The 21,118-nt window shown below is 39.5% G+C and carries 15 protein-coding genes, 1 tRNA gene and 1 pseudogene; 5 read left to right on the plus strand and 12 right to left on the minus strand.

What is annotated here, in order from left to right:
* Window positions 1-379: pseudogene (locus tag NWP21_RS14285) on the minus strand (hypothetical protein); the annotation flags it as partial.
* 98 nt (window positions 380-477) lie between these two features.
* Here NWP21_RS14285 and NWP21_RS14290 point away from each other — a divergent pair.
* Window positions 478-1,167 carry a P63C domain-containing protein gene (locus tag NWP21_RS14290; protein WP_280793191.1) on the plus strand — a complete coding sequence of 230 codons (690 nt, stop codon included), beginning with the start codon at window positions 478-480 and terminating at the stop codon, window positions 1,165-1,167.
* 146 nt (window positions 1,168-1,313) lie between these two features.
* Here NWP21_RS14290 and NWP21_RS14295 read toward each other — a convergent pair whose 3' ends face one another.
* The 3 genes from NWP21_RS14295 to NWP21_RS14305 form a co-directional block, all read right to left on the minus strand.
* A complete protein-coding gene (locus NWP21_RS14295) occupies window positions 1,314-1,754 on the minus strand; it encodes a TdeIII family type II restriction endonuclease (RefSeq protein WP_280793192.1) in 441 nt (146 codons plus the stop codon).
* A 12-nt stretch (window positions 1,755-1,766) separates the two neighbouring features.
* The gene (locus NWP21_RS14300) at window positions 1,767-3,140 is read right to left on the minus strand and encodes a DNA cytosine methyltransferase (RefSeq protein ID WP_280793193.1); all 1,374 of its coding nucleotides are present in this window, start codon (window positions 3,138-3,140) and stop codon (window positions 1,767-1,769) included.
* A 183-nt stretch (window positions 3,141-3,323) separates the two neighbouring features.
* Complete coding sequence (locus NWP21_RS14305; RefSeq protein ID WP_280793194.1) at window positions 3,324-7,310, minus strand: magnesium chelatase subunit H; 3,987 nt, start codon at window positions 7,308-7,310, stop codon at window positions 3,324-3,326.
* A 285-nt stretch (window positions 7,311-7,595) separates the two neighbouring features.
* Here NWP21_RS14305 and NWP21_RS14310 point away from each other — a divergent pair, with 285 nt between their 5' ends.
* Window positions 7,596-8,855, plus strand: coding sequence for a lipid-A-disaccharide synthase (locus NWP21_RS14310; protein WP_280793195.1), 1,260 nt, complete (start codon window positions 7,596-7,598; stop codon window positions 8,853-8,855).
* A 148-nt stretch (window positions 8,856-9,003) separates the two neighbouring features.
* On the plus strand, window positions 9,004-12,051 hold the full coding sequence (locus NWP21_RS14315; RefSeq protein WP_280793196.1) for an N-6 DNA methylase: 3,048 nt from the start codon (window positions 9,004-9,006) through the stop codon (window positions 12,049-12,051).
* Here NWP21_RS14315 and NWP21_RS14320 read toward each other — a convergent pair.
* The 4 genes from NWP21_RS14320 to NWP21_RS14335 all read right to left on the minus strand — a co-directional run bounded on the left by NWP21_RS14320 (window position 12,040) and on the right by NWP21_RS14335 (window position 15,569).
* Complete coding sequence (locus NWP21_RS14320) at window positions 12,040-12,426, minus strand: hypothetical protein (protein ID WP_271732135.1); 387 nt, start codon at window positions 12,424-12,426, stop codon at window positions 12,040-12,042. The genes NWP21_RS14315 and NWP21_RS14320 overlap by 12 nt on opposite strands.
* 274 nt (window positions 12,427-12,700) lie before the next feature.
* The gene (locus tag NWP21_RS14325; RefSeq protein ID WP_280793197.1) at window positions 12,701-12,937 is read right to left on the minus strand and encodes a hypothetical protein; all 237 of its coding nucleotides are present in this window, start codon (window positions 12,935-12,937) and stop codon (window positions 12,701-12,703) included.
* Window positions 12,938-12,945: 8 nt separating this feature from the next.
* Entirely contained in the window at window positions 12,946-15,222 is a 2,277-nt protein-coding gene (locus tag NWP21_RS14330; protein WP_280793198.1) for a heavy metal translocating P-type ATPase, read from the minus strand.
* A 152-nt stretch (window positions 15,223-15,374) separates the two neighbouring features.
* Window positions 15,375-15,569, minus strand: a complete 195-nt coding sequence (locus NWP21_RS14335; protein ID WP_271732155.1) for a heavy-metal-associated domain-containing protein — start codon at window positions 15,567-15,569, stop codon at window positions 15,375-15,377.
* Between the two features lie 1,823 nt (window positions 15,570-17,392).
* Here NWP21_RS14335 and NWP21_RS14340 point away from each other — a divergent pair.
* A tRNA-Val gene (locus NWP21_RS14340) sits at window positions 17,393-17,466 on the plus strand.
* 88 nt (window positions 17,467-17,554) lie between these two features.
* Here the strand turns inward: NWP21_RS14340 and NWP21_RS14345 are convergent.
* Genes NWP21_RS14345 through NWP21_RS14360 form a run of 4 tightly spaced genes read right to left on the minus strand, consistent with a single transcriptional unit; the run spans window position 17,555 to window position 19,431 of the window.
* A complete protein-coding gene (locus NWP21_RS14345) occupies window positions 17,555-18,133 on the minus strand; it encodes a type I restriction endonuclease (RefSeq protein WP_271732138.1) in 579 nt (192 codons plus the stop codon).
* Between the two features lie 3 nt (window positions 18,134-18,136).
* Complete coding sequence (locus NWP21_RS14350; RefSeq protein ID WP_271732139.1) at window positions 18,137-18,559, minus strand: PIN domain-containing protein; 423 nt, start codon at window positions 18,557-18,559, stop codon at window positions 18,137-18,139.
* Window positions 18,556-18,807, minus strand: coding sequence for a DUF2281 domain-containing protein (locus NWP21_RS14355; RefSeq protein WP_271732140.1), 252 nt, complete (start codon window positions 18,805-18,807; stop codon window positions 18,556-18,558). Before NWP21_RS14355 ends, NWP21_RS14350 begins: the two co-directional genes overlap by 4 nt.
* 39 nt (window positions 18,808-18,846) lie before the next feature.
* Complete coding sequence (locus NWP21_RS14360) at window positions 18,847-19,431, minus strand: Uma2 family endonuclease (RefSeq protein ID WP_280793199.1); 585 nt, start codon at window positions 19,429-19,431, stop codon at window positions 18,847-18,849.
* Window positions 19,432-19,822: 391 nt separating this feature from the next.
* Between NWP21_RS14360 and NWP21_RS14365 the strand changes: the two genes are divergently transcribed.
* The coding region (locus tag NWP21_RS14365; protein ID WP_280793200.1) for a serine/threonine-protein kinase at window positions 19,823-21,118 on the plus strand (1,296 nt) is incomplete at its 3' end.

The raw sequence follows: 21,118 nt of genomic DNA on the forward strand, positions 1-21,118 counted from the left end.
GTTCATGGACATCAATACCCCGTTCTCGAAACAATCTTACCGCAGCAGGGCGTACTTGCCATTCTACAAACTCCCCTAGACGATTACCTAACTTACCCAGTTGTTGACTTACCTGTTTAATCTGCTTATCAGTTGCTTGAGCTTGCTGTTTGAGAAACCGCTCTGTTTCTTGAAACCGGTGTTCTGTTTCTTGAGATCGTTCTTTTAATAACCGCTCTGTTTCTTGAAAGCGGTGTTCTGTTTCTTGAGCTTGTTGTTTAAGAAACCGCTCCGTTTCTTGAAAACTACGCTCAGTTTCTTGAAAGCGGCGCTCTGTTTCCTTTTGAGCTACAATCAACTCACCTAATAAGCGCCAAACATCATCAGGTGTGTAAGTCATGGTTGATTTCATAGGGTATGGTGTCATTATAACACCTTAACCAAATCGCCACTTAGGAAGGGGTTAAAATTTACGTTTGATGCTACACAGGAACTCAGATGAAATCCAAGGAAAGTGGGCATTTAGATCCCATAGTTTGTTACAAAGGTGAAAAAAAGATAAATGGTTTTGAATCTTATGCACTCTTAGATATTTGTGATGCCTTTTTAGAAGCAAGAAAGCATATTGACTTAGGTGAAAGGCAAAAAATAATTGCGGCACAATGTGAAATTATAATTAGAAGTTTTGCTAAATTAGGTTTGATAGCTTTAATTGATGAAGCCACTGGTTATCAATATGAAAGAGAAAGGAATGAGCTTCAAAAGCTTATAGATATTTATGTAAATGAGGAATTGCGTGCTTGGCAAAAAGTATTTCCTGATATTTATTATCAGGAAATTTTTAGATTAAGAGGTTGGGATTTTACTGTAAATGGGATAAAAAAACGCCCTGGTGTTGTTGGTACTTGGACTAATAAGTTTATTTATCAACAATTACCCCCTGGAGTTTTAGAAGAGCTTAAAAGAAAAACACCTAAAACTGAATCTGGTAATTATAGTGCAAGATTTTTTCAAAGTTTAACAGAGGATATTGGTGATCCACATCTGATGAGTCAATTACAGTCTGTTATTACTTTGCTACAAATTTCTGATACATGGGAAGAATTTATAAGTAAGTTTAATAAGCTTGTTAGTCATCGTAATGAACAGCTTACGTTGGACTTAGGTGATTTTGAGGATATACGTTAAATCTAATAATTTAGCAAAATCAACTTTTAGTAAACCATAAGTAGACTACTAATGTTATATTAGGGTAATCTACTTATGGTTTACTTATATGCCTACTGAAAATACTAATATATCAGCCTATGTTCCTCAAGTAGTCTACGACCGCTTCATCCAATTTGAAGAGGAACATGACCTTTCCATTGTCTAAGATTTGGTTTTTCTTGTTTTTTGTTAACAGCAGATTCATAATTTTGTTTTTGAATTTCTACTTCTGCAAAGGCGGAATTACTAACTTGGGCTTCAATATCATAACCTCGGCGCACATCTTGATGATGCTCCAATGCAATTAGGCGCGCGCATTCTTCAAGGGAATTTCCTAACCTGGTACTCAAACCACGTTCAAATTGATTTATCCTGATTAGTTCTGGGGGGATGATTGCGGCTTGAAATGGCTTTAACTCCCCATTAGATGAGTATCTTGATAAATATTCCCTAGCGCTAACAGGTTTTAAAATTTCTCGCCCTTTATACTCATCTATCAGACCCTTGATAAAACCTTCTAAATAACCTTTTATTGCAGCGCGAGTTTTTGAATTAATAGCTACCATATTTAAAACATCTTATGACAAAATTATTTTTAACAAAGGTTGGGCTAAATGGTAAATGACAGGAATAGAAACAGCATTACCTAATTGATGCTTGGCTGTAGTTTCATTATCTGCAATTTGGAAATTATCTGGAAATCCTTGTAATCTTGCATAATCTTGGGAGGTTAAAGGTTTATACTGATTCTTGAGATAAACTTGCTGGATAAAGTTTTGCTTATATAATTCTGGTTCCTGACATTGTATAGATATTATAGATATATAGTCTCTTGTTCCCGTAGCCGTTAAAGTTCCAATTGCATCACCATGAGGTAAATATATTTTAGAAATACCATTAATCCCTGAAGAAATTTTAGAATTTACAAACTCATAGCCTTTACCTTCAACAGCACGGAGGATACCCTTATCTACTAAAGTATTAATTTCTTCTATATATAAATTAGAAATCAAAGATTGTAATACTTCAAATTCTAAAGGGTTACCGTCTTTAGGTCCATAAATTTTTTTTCTTCTATTTCTCAATAGAGTTTTACAAATTAACTTTTCTCTTGTAGTGGTTGGTATAATATCCCAAGAATGAATTGTACTATGTCCGTCTCTAATATCGGCAAATGTAAAAAAATCATTCAACTCATCTATCTTTTGAAATCTTCCTCTAGAAGCTGGGATTTTACCATCTGGAAATAGAACTTCTGGGGGAAATTTCCTCTTGGTAAATTGAGTACGTTCCACTCCAGGGACAATATCATAAATCTTGGGGTGTTGATTCAAAGGTTGAGGAAATGTAAAACCCCAGGAGTTATGGATATTATTGTTAATACCAACAATAAATACCCTATCCCTATCTTGTGGTAAACCAAAATCATAGGAATTAAGGACTTGATATTTGACTACATAACCTGATGCTAACAAATTATCAATGATATATTCTAAACTTTTCCTATTTCTAGGCTCCGTTAAACCCTTAACATTTTCAAATATAAATGCTTTAGGCTGGTTAATTTGGACAATTCTAAAAACATCAAGCCATAATTTACCTCTTGGGTCTTCTAGTCCTTGTAATTTACCTGCTATAGACCACGGTTGACAAGGAACACCACCAACCATGATATCTATATCAAAGGGTAGCTTGTTTAAATTAGTAATATCTCCTAAATATTTTTCAGCCTTATTAGTTTCATGAATAAAATTATTTTTATAAACTCTAATAGCTTCTTTATCAATTTCTGAATATCCTAAACAAAAACCGCCCAACTCTTCGAGAGGGATTCTAAAGCCACCTATACCAGAAAAAAGGTCTAAAAATGTAAATTTTGTTTGATGTTTAATAATTTTTAGGGGTTGGAATAATTGAAATAATTCAAGTTGAGCATAAGCCTGATTTTTCATATAGCAATTCTCAATGATTCATGAACAATTTCTTTTACCTTTCCTCACTGATAATTTCTCAACTCAAATAGGATGACTATAGATATTCTGTTAATTGTCTCATCAAAGCAGACTGAAAACCTGATGGGATATCGTCCTTGAGAATGAGTAGAGACGCTCTCAAGAGCGCCTCTATCCTCAAGGTTATTCTATTCCTTCGATGCGGTCTTCGACTTCTTGGTACAACTCGCGGAGGCGGTCTAAATTCTCCTCGCTAGTTTCCCAATAACCCCGACCATTCACCTCCAACAAGGTTGAGACAATCTTGCGGAAAGAATGGGGGTTGAGATTCATCAACCGTTTTTGCATTTCTTCATCTTTGATGAAGGTTTCATTGGTATCTTCATAAATCCAGTTATCCACAGCACCAGCGGTCGCACTCCACCCGGTGGTATTTACCAACCGCTTAGAGAGTTCGCGCACACCTTCGTAACCGTGGGATAACATCCCCTCATACCATTTGGGGTTTAACAACTTAGTCCGCGCATCTAAACGTACAGTTTCCGATAATGTCCGCACCTGTGCATTAGCTGTGGTGGTATCTGCAATGTAAGATGCTGGCTTTTTACCATCACTACGCAGACTGGCGACTAACTTTGTGGGATCGGAATCAAAGTAGTGGGAAACATCAGTTAAGCTAATTTCGGAAGAGTCGAGATTTTGGAAAGTTGCATCAGCGGTTTTTAAAGTGGTTTCAAAAATCTGCCGGGATTCATCCATCACACCGGGGTTATCGGAGTTGAAAGAGAATGATTTCCGTCTCAAGTACATTTCCTGCAACTCGGCCTCACTATCCCAAGTGCTGTTTTCTACCGCCAAGTTAATATTTGAGGAGTAGGAACCAGAAGCGTTGGAGAATACGCGGGTTGCTGCTTGTCTGAGGTTAATTCCCATTTCCTCAGCTTGTTGTAAAGCGTGTTTGCGGACAAAGTTCATTTCTAAAGGTTCGTCAGCTTCCGCAGCCATTTTTACTCCTTGGTCTAGGAGGTTCATTTGGTTAATGAACAAGTCGCGGAACACACCGGAACAGTTGATGACTACATCAATTCTGGGTCGTCCCAACTCTTCTAAAGGTATTAATTCTAATTTATTCACTCGTCCTAAAGCATCGGGAACCGGACGCACACCAATCATCCACATAATCTGTGCTAGGGATTCACCGTAAGTTTTAATGTTATCGGTTCCCCAAAGGACACAGGCGATGGTTTCTGGCCATTTACCCTCATTTTCTGCCTTGTTACGTATCAACAGCCTATCTACAACGATTTTGGCTGATTGCACAGCGGCGGTGGTGGGGATAGATTGGGGATCTAGGGCGTGGATATTCTTACCTGTGGGTAGTACATCCGGGTTGCGGATGGGGTCACCACCGGGGCCAGGTAGGATATACTCACCTTCTAAACCTTGGAGTAATGCGCCGAGTTCGTTATCTGCACAAACTTGTTGTAAGCAGAATTCCAAATACTCAAATAGTGGTTTTAAAGCAGCAGCGTCAACTTGGGGATAACCTGCTTGATGTAATGCTTCTACCCAAGGTTGTTTTTTACCCATATTGAAGAAGTTCAAGCGGGAAACTAGGGAAACTCGCCCTTCCGCGTCGGTTTGTGCTTTGACGAGTGCGCCCACAGCGCCCCGGGTAGCTAGGGTGATGTCTTGTAGTAGTTGCACATCTTCTAAAACCCCTAGGTCGCTGTTTTGGTAAATATCGTCGATGTTCCGCCCGATGCTGTTAGCAATGATGCGGGGTAAGCTGAGAATTTCTTCTTCTTGACGGTCTAAACTGGCGATGTTTACCAGGGTAGCTACTGCTTCTTCGGCGGTGGGTGGTTTACCAATGATGTGTAAGCCACAAGGTAATAACCTAGATTCAATTTCCATTAACTTGCGGTAGACCCTACCAACGATTTGATCTCGCTCATCGGCGGTCATATCTTTAGCGTCGGTTTCTGGTAAGTTAATGTCTTTATCCAGGTTGACGATGCGGCATTTATCCATGATGGTGTTGACAATGGGAATACCGCGACCACTGTCTTTTAAGGTTTGGTAGGAAGCTATTAACTCGCTGAGTTCTTTCAAACCTTTATATAAACCGGCGTTTTCAGCGGGTGGGGTGAGGTAAGAAATTGTTTCAGCGTAACTACGCCGTTTGGCGATGGTGGCTTCACTGGGGTTATTAGCTGCGTAATAATACAGGTTAGGAATTGTGCCAATTAAGTTATCTGGGTAACAGTCTCCAGACATCCCCATTTGCTTACCCGGCATGAATTCCAAGGAGCCGTGAGTACCAAAGTGCAGCACTGCATCTGCGCCCCAAATCCGTTCTAGGTAGGTATAGAAAGCTGCAAAGCCATGGTGTGGGCTGGCGGAACGGGAGAACAATAGGCGCATGGGGTCACCTTCGTAACCAAAGGTGGGTTGTACGCCGATGAAGACGTTACCAAATTGTTTACCGTAAATTAGCAGGTTCTGCCCATCGCTGTTGAGGTTTCCGGGGGGTGGTCCCCAGTTTTCTTCTAGGCGTTGAGAGTAGGGGGTAAGTGCTTCATATTCTGGTACTGACATCTTGTAGGCGATGTTCAGTTCTGGGCTTGCATACTGGGCTTGAGCATCGTGGATGACTTCTTCCATCAATGCTTGGGCGCTTTCGGGGATGTTTTGCACATCGTAGCCGTTGTTTCTTAGCCCTTTTAATGCTTCGTAGATGGAGCCGAATACATCTAGGTAGGCGGCGGTACCGACGTTACCTTTATCTGGGGGGAAGCTGAAAACGGTGATGGCAACTTTTTTTTCTAGTTTGGGCTTGCGGCGCAGGTTAGCCCATTTTAATGCCCGTTGTGCTACTGCTTCTACTCTATCTTGCAGGGCGATCGCTTTACCTGTAGCTCCATCTCTACCTGAGAGAATGATTGGCTCAATGGCTCCATCTAATTCGGGGATGGCAATTTGTAAGGCTACTTGTATGGGATGTAAGCCTAAATCACTATCTAACCATTCTTCGGTAGTTTGGAATACTAAGGGCAATGCCACCATGTAAGGACGATTGAGGCGTTTTAGGGCTTCAATGGCCTTGGGATGGTCTTGTCTGGCGGGGCCACCTACCAAAGCAAAACCAGTCAGAGAGACGACTGCATCTACTAAGGCGTTTTTGGTAGTTGGTTCGTAGAAGTAAGCATCTACGGGTTTAGAGAAGTCCAACCCACCAGCAAACACAGGAATGACTTTTGCACCGAGTGATTCTAATTCCTGGACTATGGCTACATAATGAGCATCATCACCAGTAACTAGGTGGGTACGTTGTAATACTAATCCTACACAAGGAGCTAAGGGATCTTTGAGATCGCCGGAAATGTCCTTGCGGGCTGTATACCAATTCAGGTATTCTTTGACATCCTCAAACATTGTGGTTGCCAAAGGATGCCAAATACCCATATCCGGGTAGACAACTGGCGCTTCATATGTAGGAGATGCAAAGTTTTTTTTGTCTACATCTTTTAATACATATTTATCAGCTAGCATCAGCAAGAAGTTTTCCAGGTTTTCTGGTGAACCTCCCAGCCAATACTGAAAACTGAGCATGAAGTTTCGCGCGTCCTGTGCCTTTTCCATTGGCAGGAATTTTAATACTTGGGGTAAGGTCCGCAAGAGCTTTAACATTCCGTCTTGGAAACCCGCCCCTGATTTCTCCTTGCGTTTGCGCATGAATTGAGCGATCGCACTCTTGGATTGTCCCAACTGTGCTAAAGAAAAGCTGCCCATTTTATTCAGGCGCATTACTTCTGGCATTGATGGGAACACTACCGCTACATCCAGGCGATCGCGGTATGGTTCAACGGCAGCAATTACTTTCTGTGCTAAGTCTTCTATGAAAATAAGTGAAGCGATAAAGATATTAGCAGTTTCCATATCCCGTTTGAACTCTTCATAGTTCTCTGGGTCTCGGAGTTCCTCGATCAAATACCCGCTCACCTCAATGGCTAGATTGGGGTTGTTCGAGTTAATCGTGCTAACAGCTTGCGACAATGCACTTTGATACTGGGACTCAAGCACGACATAGACCACCTTGATTAAATTACGTCCGCGTAAGTTATCAGGCGCAATATGTCTAATGGTGGACTTGACGTGGGTGAACATGCAGATAGGCTCCTTGTGATGCGTGTTCTCTAACTGAAGTTCTCAGCGACATCTGCCGCCAGAGTTACTTCTTTTTTTCGGCAATATTAATTTTTTATCAGAAAAACCTTGACCTTTGAGCATTTTTTGGGCTTTATGACACAAATCGATATAAAAAAATAAATATTTATTTATAAATCTTGACAAATCACAAAAGTGTTTACTCACATTTTTGTAACAAAATCGTAATATTTACCGATTGGCGACTCAGAACTAGAATGACTAGAGACCAATCACCAATCACCAATGAGTAAACCAGTTGATATATTAGTTCTCTCCAATGGACCTGGGGAGGTAACTACATGGGTGCGTCCATTTGTCAAGTCTTTGCGGCAAAAATTAGCGGATAATCCTTGTGTGGTGAGGATTTCTGTAGTTTTGTCACCTTGTCCAAATGCTAGCGGTAAAGAAGCAGCGATCGCCCTTTCCTATCCAGAAGTGGATAGAGTACAAGCAGCAAAACATTTTTGGCCGTTCTTGCTGTGGGGAAAAACTGCCGAAAATTGGGACTGGGGCGATCGCGGTGTGGTAGTTTTCCTAGGTGGCGATCAAATTTTTCCCCTGGTCATTGGCAAAAAACTGGGATATCGCACAGTGGTGTATGCTGAATGGGATGCACGTTGGTATCATTGGATTGACCGGTTTGCAGTCATGCAGTCGAAAGTTACCCAAAAAGTCCCCCCAAAATATGCCCATAAATTTACAGTTGTGGGAGACTTAATGGTAGAAGCGCAGAGACTCGAGCAAGTTTTAACTCCCAACTCCTCCCCAAACACAGAAATAATTGGTTTACTCCCCGGTTCCAAAAGCGCAAAATTAGCTCAAGGTGTCCCATTATGCTTGGCTATTGCTGAATATATTCACGCCCGAAGACCCCAAACCAGATTTATAATTCCCCTAGCGCCGACATTGGATTTACAAACCTTAGCAAGTTTTGCTGATGCAAAAAACAATCCTTTTGTCAAGGTATTTGGTAGTTCCCCCGCTGTTTTAGTGGAATCAGAGCATCCCACCCTCAAAACAGAGAAAGGTTTATCTGTGGAACTGTGCAGAGAAAATCCCGCCTATGAATTATTATCCCACTGCAGCATCTGCTTAACCACCGTAGGGGCAAACACAGCCGAACTGGGGGCTTTAGCTGTACCGATGATTGTTTTGATACCAACACAACAACTTGATGCTATGCGTTCTTGGGATGGTTTACCGGGATTATTAGCTAATTTACCAGGGTTGGGTTCCACCTTTGCTAAGGTGATTAACTGGCTGGTATTGAGTCGTAAAGGTTTATTAGCATGGCCCAATATCTGGGCACAAGAAGAAATTGTACCAGAACTAGTGGGCAAAATCCAGCCCCCAGAAATAGGAGAAATGGTTTTAGATTTTTTGACTCATCCAGAAAAATTAGCGGCAATTCGGGATAAACTACGTAATGTTAGGGGAGAAAGTGGTGCTGCGGATAAACTAGCACAAATTGTCACAGAAGAGATAGAAAATTCATATATATAACTCAAATATAGCCTTTTTCAGGCTAATGAAGTACACATCAATTGCCTATTCCCTATTCCCTGTTCCCTGTTCCCTGTTCCCTGAAACTAAACAAATTTGTACCTCACGAGCATGGGAAATGCTATAACACTACTTATTAACACTAAACATGAATGTTCCTGTAAGTATTATTCGACTGGTTGAGCATTTTCACCAGCAAATAGATTTATATAAAGCAGGTGGGTTAAACGAAACACAAACTCGGATTCAATTTATTGATCCATTTTTTGCGTCCTTGGGATGGGACATGAGCAATGAACAACAAACTACAGATATTTACCAAGATGTTGTTCATGAAGATAGTTTAAAAATTAGCCATACTCAAAAAGCCAAAGCACCAGATTATAGTTTTCGGGTGGGGGGAGTAAGAAAGTTTTTTGTAGAAGCGAAAAAACCTGCTGTAAATGTAGGGACAAATATTAGTGCTGCATTTCAACTCAGGCGTTATGGATGGTCAGCTAAATTACCCCTAAGCATTCTCACAGATTTTGAGGAATTTTCCGTTTATGATTGTCGCCTGATGCCCAATAAAAATGATTCAGCATCTCAAGGCAGAGTTAAACATTTTCATTATACAGAATATATAGAAAAATGGGCAGAAATTTATCAACTATTTTCTAAAGAAGCGGTCTTAAATGGTGCTTTAGAAAAATTTGCTGAAACTCAAGTAAAAGCCGGTATCACTGTTGATAAGGCTTTTTTACAGGAAATTGAAACTTGGCGAGAAAATTTAGGCGCTAATATTGCTTGGCGCAACCCAGAAATTGAGCAACGAGAGTTAAACTTTGCTGTCCAAATCACCATTAATAGAATAGTCTTTCTGCGGATTTGCGAAGATAGGGAAATAGAAAATTATCAGCAGTTATTTAACTTATTAAAATTTCATAATATTTATCAAGAGTTAGGGCGTTTATTTATTAGTGCTGACTATCGTTATAATTCTGGGTTATTTCACTTTCAACAGGAGAAAGGAAGGGAAGCACCCGATGATTTTACGCTCAATTTGGTAATAGAAGATTATCCCTTGAGGGCTATTATTAAAAAACTCTACCCCCCAGAAAGTCCATATGAATTTTCTGTAATTCCTGTAGAAATTTTAGGACAAGTTTATGAGCAGTTTCTAGGTAAAGTGATTACTTTATCTGCAAGTCGCCAAGTAGTAATAGAAGATAAACCAGAAGTTAGAAAAGCCGGGGGTGTTTATTATACTCCTAGTTATATTGTGGATTATATTGTTAAACATACCATTGGTAAGGCATTAGAGGATAAGAAACCGGAAAAAGTTCAGGATATGACAATTATTGACCCTGCTTGTGGGTCTGGTTCTTTTTTAATTGTCGCTTATCAATTTTTATTAGATTGGTATTTACAGCAATATCTGCAAAACCCCAAGAAGTACAAAAGTAAAATTTATCAAGTTAGCGGTAATACTTGGCGGTTAACTGCGACTGAGAGAAAACGCATTTTATTAACTCACGTTTATGGTGTAGATATTGACCAACAAGCAGTGGAAACAACTAAGTTATCTTTGTTGTTAAAGGTCTTAGAAGGTGAGTCAGGTGAAACTATTACCAAACAGTTAGAATTTTTAAACCAAAGGGCTTTACCAGATTTAGATAATAACATTCAGTGTGGTAACTCTTTAATAGATGGAAAATTTTATCACAATAATCAGCTTAATTTATTAGATGAAGATACAGCTTATCGAGTTAATGTGTTTGATTGGGAAACAGCTTTCCCGGTAATTATGAACCGAGGGGGGTTTGATGTAGTTATTGGTAACCCTCCCTATATTCGCATTCAAGCTTTAAAGGAATGGGCTACTTTGGAAGTAGAATTTTATAAGGAACAATATGTTTCTGCTAGTAAGGGAAATTATGATATTTATGTTGTTTTTGTCGAAAAAGGACTAAATCTGTTAAGAAAGGATGGGCGTTTGGGTTTGATCTTACCCCATAAGTTTTTTAATGCTCAATATGGAGAATCTTTAAGAAAATTAATTGCTAAAGGTCAATACCTGGAAAAAATAGTTTACTTTGGTGATCAACAAGTTTTTCCTAAAGTATCAACTTATACTTGTTTGCTTTTCTTATCTAAGACAAATAAATCAGAAGTTACTTTTATTCAAGTACAGGATTTATTAGAGTGGGTTACTGATGACAGTATTGAAAAAATCAGCCTTATTCAACAATCTTTTATTAGTACAACCTGGAACTTTAGCAAATTTAATAACGCCTTATTCTTTGAGAAGTTCAATGATCATAGATTCGTCAGTTTAGGGAAAATAAAAAATAATATTTCCCAAGGTATTAGAACCAGCGCGAATGAAGTATATGTTGTAGATTTTATTTCTCAAACCAGAGATAACTTACTAGATGTGTATTCTAAATCTTTAGATAAAGTAATTACAATTGAATCAAGTTTAACTTGTCCTTTTCTGCAGGGTAAGGAAATTAAAGCCTATCAGCTTTTATATTCCAATAAGTTATTGATTATTCCTTACGAAATAGTAAACGGACAAGTTAATCTGATAAATGAAAATAAACTCTGTAATAATTATCCGCTAACTCTTGATTATCTCATCCAAAATCAAATCAAATTAGAAAACCGAGAAAAAGGTAAGATGCTTGGATCAAGTTGGTATGGTTATACAAGAAATCAAAATATAGAGTTGATGAGATATCCTAAAATACTAGTACCTGATATTGCCATTAAAGCATCTTTTGCCTTAGATGAAAGAGGAGAGTATGCTTTTACTAGTGGTTATGGAATTACACTGAAAAATGATGTCAATGAGTCTATTAAATATATTTTAGGATTACTCAATAGTAAGTTATTAGATTTTTACTTCAAGAATATTAGCACCACAATTCGTGGTGGGTTTTTCCGTTATTTTACTCAGTTTGTTGAACAGCTACCAATCCGCAGGATTAATTTCGAGAATTTATCAGAAACAAATCTTCACAATCAAATGGTTAGACTGGTTGAACAAATGTTGTTTTTGCATGAACAGCTAAATCAAGCTCAAACACCACCAGCTAAAAGAAGAATTAAACAACAACTTAATGCTACAGATAGACAGATTAATCAGTTGGTGTATGAACTCTATGAATTAACTGATGAGGAAATAGCTATTGTGGAAGGGTCATTCGTCTAATTCCCCACTTTGGCGAGCTAGTTCATAAATAGCAGAAATAATACAAGCCATTATACCTATGCTGATGCCCCAGCTACGTCCTAAGCTAATTTCTAGAAACCAGTTGGATAAACCGCCAATTACTAGAAAGGGAATGATGCTAAATAGTGAAGCGTAAAAGGCGTTTTGAGATTCTCTGGCTTGGCGTGTTTTTTCAAATTCTTGTTGACTGATGTAAAGCGATCGCTCGGCGAAGTTAAACCATTTACTGAGCAGTTCTATTATTGTATCACGCAGTGGGGAAAATATCAAGTATAGCGCCAATGACCACAGACAGGTTCCGGCGATGGCGATTTTGTCTATCTGAAAATGGAAAGGAAAAATTTCATTAATCATAGCTGGGGATGTCCTGCGGGTGGCAAAGTTAACTATAAGTTGACCTTTTAAGCAATTTTAAGCCTAAAACCCCGCAGAATTTTTTTTATTGCCAAAAATCAATGGACTGCTCTTTCTTTAAGCCTTGGGGAAGTCTCTTGGGGGGATGGGGGGCTTGCCACTGCAATCGTCTCTGCCAAAAGAGAATTACAATTTTGATGATCTATCCCTGTGGCTAGGGATTAATCTGGCGATCGCTTTATACAAATATACGGAACTGCGATCGCTTCCCTAATTAATCTTCTTTGCGGTTGGGTTGTGATGGTGATTTACTCAACAGAAACCACCATAGCTCTAACGCAATTAAAGCGACACCACCAATAGTTACACCAACTTTCAAGGCCAAAGGTTGCGACCTAGGGTGAAAATCATTAGTTTCCCCTGATGAATGAGTTGGTATTGTTGCTGATGCTGTTCCTAGGGATAGACCCAAAGCCGCCAGACTAGCCCAAAGTATATTTTTATTGAACATAGTTGAAGTTATTGTACACCTCCAGAGATGATTTTTGGTTTAAATTTCCGCAATCTCAAGGCATTGGTGACCACAGAGACGGAAGATAAAGCCATTGCAGCGCCTGCAAGAATCGGATTTAGCAACCACCCAAAGAAGGGAAAGAGAATTCCCGCAGCGACCGGGATACCTATGATGTTGTAAATAAAGGCAAAGAAGAGATTTTGGCGGATATTGCCAATTGTAGCCCGGCTAAGTTGAATTGCCGTCACAATTCCTTGTAAATCTCCAGAAATCAGAGTAATATCACTCGCGGCGATCGCCACATCTGTTCCTGTACCAATCGCAATACCCACATCTGCTTGTGCGAGTGCAGGTGCATCATTAATACCATCACCTACCATCGCCACAATTTTAGATTTACCATCGCTTTGGAGGGATTGAATTATGGCGGCTTTTTGATCTGGGCGTACCTCTGCAAAAACTCTCTGGATACCGACTTCTTGGGCGATCGCCTCCGCAGTTTTACTGTTATCTCCAGTCAGCATTACCACTTCTAATCTAAGTTTCTGTAGTATTTTAACTGCTGCTGCTGAGGAAGGTTTCAGAGCATCAGCAATACCCATCACTCCTTCTAGAACACCATCTACAGCTATTAAAATCACAGTTTTACCCCCAGCTTCCCAGACTTGTTTATATTCCTGGAGGGAGTGATTATTAATTCCCAGTTCTGTCAACCAGCGTTCTGTACCAATTTGTACTAAGCGGTCTGACACCACACCTTGAACGCCACTACCAGGGACAGCTGCAAAGTCATTACACTCAATTAAACTCACCTCTTGGGATTGGGCATATTTTACCACCGCATCAGCCAAGGGATGCTCCGAATTTCGCTCTACAGCAGCAGCTAACTGTAAAAGCTGTAGTTCATTGTGGTTAGCAGTACCCTTCACACAGACAAAATCGGTAACTGTGGGATTCCCTTGAGTTAAAGTTCCGGTTTTATCCAAAACAATGGTGGTGATTTTGTGTGCTAGCTCTAGGCTTTGGGCATCTTTAATTAAAATACCATTTTCCGCACCTTTACCAGTGCCCACCATAATTGAAGTGGGAGTCGCTAAACCCAAAGCGCAGGGACAAGCTATAATCAGTACACCCACTGTGGTCATGATTGCTAGGGTAAAGTTACCCATGAAGTTAAACCACATCACAAAAGTGGCGATCGCGATCGCAATTACAGCAGGTACAAACCATCCTGTAACCTGATCTGCTAATCTTTGAATTGGCGCTTTAGAACCCTGTGCTTGCTGCACAAGTTTGACTATTTGCGCCAAAAAAGTATCCTTTCCCACTCGTGTTGCTCGAAACTGAAAACTACCAGTTTTGTTAATAGTCGCCCCAATTACCTCATCACCCGGTTGCTTTTGCACTGGTAAGCTTTCACCAGTAACCATGGACTCATCCACCGTAGAAATACCAGTAATCACCTCACCATCTACAGGAATCTTTTCCCCTGGACGCACCACAATCACATCATTAATTTCCACCTCGGTAATAGAAATATCCATTTCTACACCACCACGGATAACCCTAGCATTTCTGGGTTGTAGTCCCATCAGTTTATGAATAGCTTCCGAGGTTTTTCCCTTAGCGCGATGCTCTAACAACCGTCCCAGCAAAATTAAAGCAATTACAGTTACCGAAACCTCATAATATACATGAGGGATTATACCCTGAGCCGTAAAAAATCCCGAAAACAGAGTCACAAACAAAGAATATAGATATGCAGCACTTGTACCCACTGCCATCAGGGTATCCATTGTTGCTGTATGGTGCTTGAGGGCTTTCCAGCCATTCACATAAAAACCCCAACCACACCAAAACTGTACTGGGGTAGTCAACAGTAACTGTACCCAATAATTATGCAGAAATTCGGGAATAAACCAGAAATTTAACCCTGTCATCATGGGTATGGAACCCACAAAAATGATTATAGCGATCACACCCGCCACAATCACCTTGCGGCTAATTTCCTGTTCCGCGGCTAACTTAATTGCTGTGTGAGTATCATCTTCTCCAGTCAGTATGTCTTCTGAAACCTGGTAAGAAGAGTATCCCGCAGCATCGATGGCGCTTTGGATAATCTTTAAATTAGTACGTGTTCGATCATAATTGATTGTAGCCTGTTCAGCAGCAAAGTTAACATTGCAGTCAATCACCCCTGGAATCAAGCGAATTGCTTGGTCAATGTTGTTTGCGCAGGAAGCGCAACTCATACCCCGGAGTTTAAGCGTGAGAGTATCCATGCTCAGTCAATCACTTTTGCTAGTGTAGCCTATCCAGTCAAAGTTGCATCCAATTGATGAATGCAACTTCATCCGCTCAAACACATTTAGTTTAGATGTGGAAATTACATCAAACGCTTATACCCTAGGCATCTGAGCCGGTATAATCAGTTTTAAGCAGCTGGATAGCCTGCAGCAGCTAAAGCATTCTTAATTGATGCTTCCGATGCTTGAGTTTCTACGCTCACAAATTTGGTTTGGGGGTCAGCCTCAATCGTAGCATTGGCATCAACTGCTTTTACTGCATTAGTAATATTGTTGGCACAAGCAGAACAAGCCATATTGGGAACTGTGAGTTTGAGTGTCATAGGTTTACAGTATGGAATCAAAGAACTATCAAGATTTAGCTTGTATCTGCTGAATATCAGTCGTAAAGCTAATTCAGCCATTGCTAATTTGTGGGGAATCCTCTTTTCATGGCTTTAGGGATGCTTTTGACTGTCATCAGCTATTAAGTTTGGCTTTTATCTTATATCCATCCTAAACTCTCCAGCCAGCTAGAGAGTCTATCATAGTTTACAACTCTTTAAATTCTTTTCCGTCCCCATGTCATGGTATCAATATAATAATGCCATATAATAATGCCATATATTTATTTAGTATTTAATTATACTCAAAATTTCACCGCCAAAATTTCATCTTCCGGCTGATATAAGCTGATATAAATTCTCAGGAAAAAAGGCTTGGACAAGCCAAGCCCTTATGTATACCAAGCATTTACTACACCAATAATAATTTAATAGTTCTATACCTTTAGTTCATCCTCCTAAAGGATGTGTTCAAATAGTCTCAAAGCTGATAAATAAGCAATTATTAATCATAAAAAAAGGTTTGGCTGTGAACCAAACCTTGATTATTGCTGTGCTTAACAACGTACTAACTTACAATTTAAGAAAACTTTTTCTCAACTTCATCTTCCTGCGGCCAGTAGAATATTAGGTTCAATTTATATTTGGCATTTCATTCATATATTAAAAGCACGAAAAAGGCCTGAACTAGAGCCAGACCTTTATATATACCAGGTGTTTACCATATTTAGCCAATTTATATATAAACTGATTATAATTCATCTGCCTTCAAGCAGTATACAAATTATATTAAATATGCTAAATATCATATCTATAAACATGGTATCATTATCCACAATAGATAGGCAGTCATCAAAAAATTACTCATACCCTGGTGAGATGTCATCTATCTGTAACCAACATCTCAAAAGAAAACCCTGGCCTTAACTCCAGGGTAGTTATATGTTTTTCAGGCATTAACGAACTGAATAATAACAGCATAAATAAATTATTTATAATACCTATCGATATATACAAAAAACCGACATTTATGATATAATGCTAAAATCGTTTTTCAATGCACTAAAGCATAAACCCAGAGCTAAATTGAAAACACACAAAAGAGGCTTGAGCATTAGCCAAGCCCACATTCAGCAAGAGTTTACCATGTATTATCACTGTAAATGTACTTTTGTGTAAATTTCATCTATCTATAGGTTAGATATAAGCAATACCATAACTGAAATATATCAGCATAAAAAAGGTTTAGCACTCGGCTAAACCTCCATAGAAAGCAGTTAATCGACACACTAATTTTAATTTAAACCTGCTAATTATTCAGGTCATCTTCCTAGGGAATGTGTGCAAATATTTTTTAATATGATATGGCATGACTGCGACAAACACGATGGAGAATTAAAGGTAAATTTTAGAGTGGGTCGGTTACCCCTAATTTCTATCCTTTTAAAGCCTCAAATCCTTATATTTACTGTATAAACAGGCTCTAAATTACAGCCTATGTTGAGAATCTGGTATTTTATTGTAAAGTTAGTATATTTATTTACTGTTTAACCAGGAGGATAAATTAAAATACTAATATAAAAAATTACTTATAGTACATAAAGGGTTTTTCAGGGTAATGAAGTACACACCAATTCCCTATTACCTATTCCCTGTTCCCTGAAACTAAAAAACTTTTTACCTCACAAGCATGGAAAATGCTATATCTTGAGAAAAGCCTCCAGGGTTTTAGAGACTGACTAGTGAGCAAAATAAATAAAATAAATAAAATAATAGTTGCTTTCCTGTAAGATATGTGCTAAGTTAAGTAATCGTGTGGTTAAGGACGTATAGCTCAGTTGGTTAGAGCGCTACGTTGACATCGTAGAGGTCACTGGTTCGAATCCAGTTACGTCCATAGTTAATGAAAATATCCCGGAGATCATATGAGCGTATCTCATAGCCGGGTTAAATTCTCAAAGGCGCATATTCAGAAGATATTACCCTCAGCAATACCGTGTGATTACTGGTATTTCCCAGGGGCGATCGCCTGTTTTGAGAACTGTTTTACTCTTCCTCATCAATCTCACCAATAGCGTCATCAAACTTGTTGATAATTTCCAATAATTCCGTTTAGAAATATCTTTGTAGTAGGCATAGAAAGCCTGACTATCTCTAGCGGAATGCTGGGTTTTATACATCTGGTTATAGTCCGCAATAAATTCGTTTAATTTGTTGCAGCTATGACTGCGGTTACTGGTATCGGTTTGGTTGGTAACTTGACATTGATTTTGACACCAATGCTCAGTGTTGATAAATTCTAGGTAAAAGGTTGTACCATCGTCGCGGTTGAGTTCCATTTTATCCCGGAGGCGTTTAGCGCGATCGAATACGTTACCTTTATCTAGGTGGTTGAGGATGGTTTTAAATTCGGTGTCGCTGAGTTGGATACCGTTATATTTTTCCAGTTGGGTTTTCAGGTTGGCTTTGAGGTCTTCAGCGTTGCCAATGGTGACAGGTTCATAGCCTAATGTGGTTAGGCGTTCAATTAACTGTTGTTCTAATTCAGCTTCAGATTGAGTCATAGCTTAATTCTCGTTAGGCATAATGACGGAAATTGGTTGGTTGCGCTGCTTTCGATAAATGGTAAAGTCACTATCTAGGGTTAGAATTTGGCTATCTTCGTACATTTCGCTCATTCTGACTAAACAGGCATCAGCTAGAGACATTGGTACTGAAGCATAGCGTTTCATTAGGTTTTCTATGGCTTCAATTTCTTGGTTGAGGATAAAAGGGATAATGATATGACCTTGTTGAATCAGTTTTAGAATAGTTTCTTGTCCATTATGAATCCTTTGGGCGAGGAAACAGGCTTCTGTAATTACGGCCTCATTAGTTAAGATAGGGGTGCTGATTTGAGCGAGTTGGGAAACTGCCCAAGGGTGAAATTTATCTTTGGGCATCAGGTAAGCAATTAAAACTCCTGTATCTAAAATTGTGGTTCTAGTCATGATTGGCCAAATTTTTCTAGATACTGAGGATTATGGGAAAGGTCTTGAAGATTGCTGTCAAGACAACCGATAAATTCTTTAGTCGCTGCTGCGAAGGATGTTTTGGGGGTTTCTGTTGCAGTGGGTGTTTGCTGATCAGGGGTTTGACTTGATTGAAATTCCAGAAATTCTACAAATTCAATCACTTTTTTTTGTTGTTCGGGGGGGAGTTGTTGAATTTTTTGAATGGCTGTTTCTAGGGTGAGCATATTGGTTAATGGATAGTAGGTAATTTGGTAATACTTCTATTATTCCCCATTCTCTGGTTCAAGATTTAAACCGCGATAGATTTGTTCAAGGGGAAAGTTAAGATTAATGCTTTTAAGTTGGATGGTGTCACCTGGTTTGTAGTTGATAATTAACCAGTCTCCAGCCTCGTTTTTATGATAAAGGTCAATTTCCATGCTGGTGGAACTGACCAGCAGATAATCTATTAAGGCTGGATTATTTTTATACATTCTAAATTTACCACCTCTGTCATAAGCTTCGCTAGTTTTTGATAAAACTTCAACTATTAAGCAGGGGTAGGTAATATATTGGGTATTGGTTTTGTCGCGATCGTCGCAGGTGACGCTAACATCTGGGTAAGTGTAGTTATTAGTACCTAAAATATTAACTTTGAGGTCTGAGTTACCTGTTATGCAACTACTAGCGTCTAAATGGGTATCAAACATAGTCGTAAATCTAATAGCAATGCGGCTATGATTGACGCTACCGCCACTCATGGCGTAAACTTGGCCGTTGATATATTCGTGTTTTTCTAGTTGTTTTTCTTCCCATGCAAAGTATTCTTCGGGGGTGAGGTGGGGGGTGTTTTCTTTAGCTGCAATCATTTTCTTTGAGTAATTGGTAATGGGTAATACTTTTATTTTATTTGTTCTATCTATGCCATTAGAGCATTTCCCATGCTCGTGAGGTACAATTTTTTTTAGTTTGAGGGTACAGGGAATAGGGAATAGGGAATTGGTGTGTACTTCATGAGCCTGAAAAAGGCTATATAATAAATAATATCAATTTAATTTTTGTAGGTTGGGTTGAGGAACGAAACCCAACATTTACCAGCATTTGTTAGGTTTCACTTCGTTCAACCCAACTACTCAATACTATGTATCATCTGTGTAAACATGGGTAACCGCACTCAAAACAGCAAAGATGTATAATTATTTATATATTTTCTTGTATAATTTTTCTTAGCCATAAATAACCAGCCCATGGTGTGAATCTATGCGTCAATGTCTTAACCCGGAGTGTCTCCACCTTAACCTGGATACTTGCCAATATTGCCAAAAGTGTGGTAACAAGTTACTCCTACGAGAAAGGTATAGCCCCCAGTCAATTTTAGGACAAGGGGGTTTTGGTCGGACATTTCTAGCCATTGACGAAGATAAACCCTCAAAACCCTATTGTGTCATTAAGCAATTCCTCCCCCAAGCCCAAGGAACAGACAGTATAGAAAAGGCTTCCCAATTATTTGCACAAGAAGCAGAACGTTTAGAAGAACTGGGTAAACATCCCCAAATTCCCGAATTAATGGCTTATTTCACCGCCGATAATCGTCAATATTTGGTTCAGGAGTTTGTCAAAGGGGAAACCCTACAAGCGGAATTAGATCAAACCGGGGTGTTTGCAGAACAGCAAATAGGAGGATTATTAATAGAACTGTTGCAGATATTCAAGTTTGTCCACAGTCAGCAGGTAATTCACAGAGATATTAAACCAGAGAATATCATTCGCCGCAGTAGTGACAACAAGTTATTTTTAGTAGACTTTGGCGCTGCGAAGGTGGTACAAACCAAACAACGCACAGCTACAGGGACAATTATCGGGTCAGCGGAATATTGCGCCCCTGAGCAGTCTATGGGGAAAGCTATATTTATCAGTGATTTATATAGTTTAGGTTTCACCTGTCTGCATTTATTAACAGGAGTTAGCCCCTTTAATTTATATGATCCGATGAATGCAGAATGGGTATGGCGAGATTTCTTGAATGGGAATGTTGTTAGTGATGAGTTGGGTAAGATTTTAGAAAAGTTAGCAAATCCTGTACCCAAGCTGCGTTATCAGTCTGTGGAAGAGGTGATGACTGTTTTGAGTCCTGTTTTTTCCCCTGTCCCTTCCAGGGGAGAGGGAATAACCCCACCACCTCATACCCCCTGTCTACACACAACCCTCACCGGACATTCTGGCTCGGTTTATAGTGTAGCATTTAGCCCGGATGGTCAAACCCTAGCTAGTGGGAGTGTGGACAAGACTATCAAACTCTGGGATGTCAAGACAGGTAAGCTCCGTTACACCCTCAGAGGACATTCTGGCTCGGTTAGGTCTGTAGCATTTAGCCCCGATGGTCAAACCCTAGCTAGTGGGGGTGGGGACTGGACTATTAAACTGTGGGATGTAAAGACGGGTAAGTTCCGCGACACCCTCAGTGGACATTCTGGCTCGGTTTGTTCTGTAGCATTTAGCCCGGATGGTCAAACCCTAGCTAGTGGGGGTGATGACAAGACTATCAAACTCTGGGAT

The organism is Anabaenopsis sp. FSS-46 (genome assembly GCF_029891665.1).
Lineage (GTDB): Bacteria > Cyanobacteriota > Cyanobacteriia > Cyanobacteriales > Nostocaceae > Anabaenopsis > Anabaenopsis arnoldii.